Origin of the sequence: uncultured Neisseria sp. (assembly GCF_951230505.1) — a bacterium.
Lineage (GTDB): Bacteria > Pseudomonadota > Gammaproteobacteria > Burkholderiales > Neisseriaceae > Neisseria.
On the sequence record NZ_CATNVN010000119.1, the window covers coordinates 1 to 5,735 of the forward strand.

Annotated in this window: 4 protein-coding genes; 2 read left to right on the forward strand and 2 right to left on the reverse strand. The window is 50.0% G+C overall.

Features of this window, described 5'->3' with window-relative positions; all coding sequences use genetic code 11:
• Window positions 1–2,619: 2,619 nt before the first annotated feature.
• Window positions 2,620–2,952, forward strand: coding sequence for a stress response protein (locus Q1M25_RS07625; protein ID WP_300483569.1), 333 nt, complete (start codon window positions 2,620–2,622; stop codon window positions 2,950–2,952).
• A 51-nt stretch (window positions 2,953–3,003) separates the two neighbouring features.
• Here Q1M25_RS07625 and Q1M25_RS07630 read toward each other — a convergent pair whose 3' ends face one another.
• Entirely contained in the window at window positions 3,004–3,738 is a 735-nt protein-coding gene (locus Q1M25_RS07630; RefSeq protein WP_300483572.1) for an epoxyqueuosine reductase QueH, read from the reverse strand.
• 112 nt (window positions 3,739–3,850) lie between these two features.
• Window positions 3,851–5,287 (reverse strand): patatin-like phospholipase family protein, encoded by a 1,437-nt coding sequence (locus Q1M25_RS07635; RefSeq protein WP_300483574.1) that lies wholly within the window; start codon window positions 5,285–5,287, stop codon window positions 3,851–3,853.
• 140 nt (window positions 5,288–5,427) lie between these two features.
• Between Q1M25_RS07635 and Q1M25_RS07640 the strand changes: the two genes are divergently transcribed.
• On the forward strand, window positions 5,428–5,735 hold a 308-nt coding region (locus tag Q1M25_RS07640), incomplete at its 3' end, for a recombination protein O N-terminal domain-containing protein (protein WP_300483577.1).

The following is a 5,735-nucleotide window of genomic DNA, read 5'->3' on the forward strand; positions in this document are numbered from 1 at the left end:
GGCGACCACCGAGATCTACACTCTTTCCCTACACGACGCTCTTCCGATCTGTATTTGTAGGCGGTCAGCAGGTCTTTGAGCATTTGTTTCATGGAAACTTTGCTGCCTTCAAATTTGTTCGGGTCGTAGGCGGTATTGGCAGAAATCGATTGATCGACGAATTTTTGCATTACGCCGACGAGTTTCAGGTAGCCTTCGTTGCCGGGAAGCTGCCACAGGGTTTCGTAGGCATCTTTCAGGGTTTCAAATTCCGGTACGACTTGTTTCAAAATACCGTCTTTTGATGCTTTAACGCTGACCAGGCCGCGTGGAGGCTCGATGCCGTTGGTGGCGTTGGCAATTTGCGAGCTGGTTTCAGACGGCATGAGTGCGGTCAGGGTAGAGTTGCGCAGGCCGTATTTGACGATGTCGGCGCGCAGGCTTTCCCAGTCGTAGTGCAAAGGCTCGCTGCACACAGCGTCCAAGTCTTTTTTGTAGGTGTCGATAGGCAGTTTGCCTTGCGAGTAAACGGTTTGGTTGAACAGCGGGCATGCGCCGTATTCTTTGGCAAGGTTTACCGATGCTTTGAGCAGGTAATACTGCATGGCTTCAAAGGTGCGGTGGGTCAGGCCGAGGGCGGAGTCGTCGCTGTAACGTACGCCGTTTTTCGCCAGATAGTAGGCGTAGTTGATGACGCCGATGCCGAGCGTGCGGCGGTTCATGGTTGCAGTGCGTGCTGCTGCAACCGGATAGTCTTGATAATCCAACAGGGCATCAAGTGCGCGTACGGTCAAATCGGCAAGCTCTTCCAGTTCGTCCAAGTTGTTCAATGCGCCCAAGTTGAAGGCGGACAGGGTACACAAGGCAATTTCGCCGTTCGGATCGTTGATGTTGTCCAGTGGTTTGGTCGGTAGAGCGATTTCCATGCACAAGTTGGACTGATGAACAGGCGCAACGCGCGGATCAAACGGGCTGTGCGTGTTGCAGTGGTCAACGTTTTGGATGTAGATACGACCTGTACCGGCGCGTTCCTGCATCAGGGTGGAGAACAATTCTGTTGCCGGCAAAGTGCGTTTGCGGATGTTTGGGTCTTGCTCGTATTGAGTGTAGAGGCGCTCGAATTCATCTTGATCGGCGAAGAAGGCATCATACAAACCCGGAACTTCATTCGGCGAGAACAGGGTAATGTTGCCGCCTTTGATCAAGCGGGTGTACAGCAGGCGGTTGATTTGTACGCCGTAGTCCAGTTGACGGATACGGTTATCTTCTACGCCGCGGTTGTTTTTCAATACCAACAGGCTTTCGGCTTCGATGTGCCACAATGGGTAGAACAAGGTTGCCGCGCCGCCGCGTACGCCGCCTTGTGAGCAAGATTTAACGGCCGCTTGGAACATTTTGAAGAATGGGATACAGCCGGTGTGTTGTGCTTCGCCGCCGCGGATTTCGCTGCCCAAGCCGCGGATACGGCCGGCGTTGATGCCGATGCCTGCACGCTGGGAAACGTATTTCACAATCGCGCTGGTGGTGGCGTTGATGGAGTCGAGGCTGTCGTCGCATTCAATCAACACGCAGCTTGAGAATTGACGGGTAGGCGTACGCACGCCGCTCATGATAGGCGTAGGCAGCGATACTTTGAATGTGGAAACGGCGTCATAAAAACGTTTGACGTAATCCAAACGGGTCTCTTTCGGATATTTGCTGAAGAGACACATGGCCACCAAAATATATAAAAACTGCGGCGTTTCATAAATTTGGCGGGTAACGCGGTTTTGAACCAGATATTTGCCTTCCAGCTGTTTTACGGCTGCATAAGAGAAGGTCATATCGCGGCTGTGGTCGATATAGGCATTCAGCTCGTCGAATTCTTCGCGACTGTAATCTGCGATGATGTGGCGGTCGTATTTACCTGCTTCGGTCAGTTTTTTAACGTGATCGTAGAGGTGGGGCGGTTCGAACTCGCCGTAAGCGATTTTGCGCAGATGGAAAATGGCAAGGCGGGCGGCCAGATATTGATAATCGGGCGTATCTTGTGAGATCAGGTCGGCCGCGGCCTTGATGATGGTCTCATGGATGTCGTCGGTGCGGATACCGTTGTAAAACTGAATATGTGATTTGAGCTCGACTTGCGATACGGAGACGTTTTGTAAGCCTTCTGCCGCCCAAGTAACAACACGGTGGATTTTGTCTAAATTGATATCTTCCAAGCGTCCGTCGCGTTTGGTTACTTTAATATTCGTTGCTGCATTCATTGTTCAGTCTTCCCATTAAAAAACACAAGATACGGTATGTGATTGCTTTGAACGGCACAATATAATGTATTTTTCTTTGTTTAACTAGACTTGACAATGCGCTTTTTTCGGGGGCTGATTAAGGAGGGAGAGGGCTCAGACTAGGTTTTATGTGGCTTTGTGGCAATTCGGTATTATTTTGCATTTGCATCACATTTGGTTAAACATTGGCTAGAGGCTTATGAAATAAAGAAATTTATATTCAGGTTTCGTCTAAATGGAAGGTGTGTTAAATTTTGCAAAGCAAGTAGTATGATGTAGTAATTAACCACATTTTTGTCATGTAAAAAATGGGCGTTTTGCCGGTGCCCTGGCGAAACATATAATGGAAAAACTATTTAGGAGGCGAATCATGTTAATGTTGAAAAATTTAGGTTCCGCACTGGCGGCGGTTGCCGTATTGAGCTTGGGTGCTTATTCTGCCGAAGCGGCGGCCAAACCGCATGGCCATCATGTGAGCAAACACCAGCAGGCGAAGAAAAACAAATTGCATCCTGCTTGTAAGAGATACCTTGAGCGCCGTGCCGCTTGGTATCGCTACAAGGGCAACAAGGCCGAGTTGAGGGAAAACCGAAAAGCGGCAAAAGCGTTCCGCGGTTTGCCTTATGCCGAGCAAAAAATCCGATGCCAAGCCGCTTATCAGGCATTTGATGATTTTGATCACGGCAAATTCCGCCGCCGTTAATCGTCTGATTTAAACAAAGGCCGTCTGAATGTTTCAGACGGCCTTTGATATTTATTTCTCAACAATGATTTTGTTTTCGGCTTGAGGCTCGTATTGGGTGGACTCATCACCGTAATACAATACGCCCAGCTTGATGGGTATGCGGCCTTGCGATTTGCGGTGGGCATTGGAATCGCGCAGGGAGTAGGCGCAACCGCAGTATTCTTGTTGGTAGAAATGCTCGCGCTTGCTGATTTCAATCATGCGTGCGCTGCCGCCGCCTTTGCGCCAGTTGAAATCCCAATAAACCAAGTCATCGTACGGTTCGGCAGCGCGATGGCCGCAGCCGTTGATCTGTTTCATGTCTTTCCAGCGTGAAATGCCCAGTGAGCTGGTGAAAACATGGAAGCCGTTTTCATGGGCGTATTGCGCCGCTTTTTCAAAACGCATATCGAAACACATGGTACAGCGGATACCGCGTTCGGGTTCAAATTCCATGCCTTTGGCTTTGGCGAACCATTCTTTACGGTCGTTTTCGTAGTCGTCGTCTTTATCGACAAAAGGGATGCCGAATTTGTCCGCAAAGCGCATGTTTTCTTCTTTGCGCAACATATATTCTTTGTGCGGATGGATATTGGGGTTGTAAAAATAAATGGTGTAGTCGATGCCGCTGGCAAGCATGGCTTCCATCACTTCGCCGGAACATGGGGCGCAGCAGGAATGCAGCAGGACTTTCTTATGGCCGCCAGGAGGAACGAGGATGGGGCGGTCAATATCGGTAACGATGGGAGTGTTCAATTCGATCATGGTTGGATTCTATTTATTGTTAAGTGTTTCAGACGGCCTTGGGTATCGGGGCCGTCTGAAATATAAAATGAAGCATATATTTTAACAGAGCTGCACTTTATGGAACAGTTTGCTACTGCTTTTCTTTTTCGTTCAATGGTTTGAATTCTTGCGCATCAGGAGGTGGGGCTGCGAAGATGGTGTCTGGATTGGGGTGCGCCGCAAACTCTGCCAGCAGGTTGCGATAGTCCAGCGACTGTTTCATCAGCTCGGCGGCGGCGGTGCGCAGATTGTCCACGTCTTCCGGTGGCAGATAGAAACTGGTCGGGATATTCAATACCTTGTCCCTCAGCTGGGATGGCGGAAGGTCTTTGAGATTCAGGCTGACGAAAGAGAAATAGATGTTTTCATTCTGTTTGTCTTTATTCCACTGATCGACGAAGGCACGGAAACGGCGCAGGGATTCTTGCGAGTTTTGGTCGATGGGAATATTGACGATAGAGGAGACGACGTCGCGGAAACCGGGAACGGCCGCAGTTTTGTCCAAATTGCTGCTGACTTGATTTTGCGCATTGACGTTGATGACGACGATATGGCGGATGTTGTTTTGCAGGATTTTGTTTGTCAGGATTTTTTCCGGATACATCTCCGTCATGTCCAAAAGGCTGCGCATGCCCAGATTGTCGGTTAAGCCGCCGTCGATAAGGTGGATGTAGGGACGGTTTTTGCTGTTGCTGTATTTTTGGAAACGCTCGAAAAATTCCTTTCGGGTTTGCAGCTGTTTTTTACCTGCTTCGCTGTCGGAGACAAGTTGAAGCGGCAGTGTATATTGGCAATGGCCGCCGTTGTTATTAAGCGTAATTGGTGCAAACACCATGGGCACGGAGCTTGAAGCGGCGACGGCACGGGCAAGTCGCAAGTCGCCCAAGTCGATACACATCGGGTCGAAATATTCCTGTGTGAAATTGAAACGCTCGCCTATGCCCATATCGGTGGCGGAAATGATGGCAAACGGGCCTTTGGCATTTTTTTCCAAATCGCGGAAAGTGGTTTTACCGAAAAGGTAGTTTTCAAACTGCTCCTGCAACAGATCGCCGCGTCCGTATTCAGGCGAGGCCAGTCGGGGCAGATTGGACATGGAAAATGCTTGTTTGACGACTTGGCGTTGGAAGTTTTGGTGTAGGAAACGTTTATAAAACAAAGGAATGGTTTCTTCGCCCTTGAGTGCAAAATAAGCTGCCAAAACCGAGCCGCCGGATACGCCGACCACCACATCGACATTCGACATCAAAGACTGTTTTTTGCCGCCGATGGTAATCTGTTGCTTATGAAGCTGCTCCAACACGCCATAACCCAAGGCCGCCGCACGCGTACCGCCGCCGGAGAACATCAACACAACAAGCGTATCGTCTTCATCGTTGCGCTGAAGCCGGCTGGTTTCAAAGCGGTAGCCGCGTTGCAGGTCGACCGTATCAATACCGGCGATAGGTTGATATTTTACCAGCGAGCAGGCGGATAATAGGGCTGCGGAGAGCAGGGAAAGGGCGGATTTAAAAGGGAATTTTGGCATAAACACAGGAAAGTCGGTTATTCATTCAAAACGGATTATAAAGGTTTTCAGACGGCCTTTATAGAAGGTAGACTTTCAGACGGCCTTTTTGCGTCGATTTTCCGTTATAATCGACACAATCTTTATCTTTCCAAACCCTTATGGCGCAACCAAACCGCATCAACCACGAACCTATCTTTCTGCTTGCTTCTGCCCCTTGGCGCGAGAGCAGCTTGTGGGTGGAGGCTTTCAGCCGCCGTTATGGGCGGGTGGCTTTGTTGGCCAGAAGCGCGCGCAAACGGCAGAGCGAATTGCGCGGCGTGTTGGTGCCGTTTGTGCCGGTGAGCGCGTCTTGGTATGGTTCGCAAGAGTTGAAGACTTTGCATCGCGCCGAATGGATAGGCGGGTGGACACAGCCGCAGGGCAGGGCTTTGTTCAGCGGATTGTATGTGAACGAGTTGATGCTGAA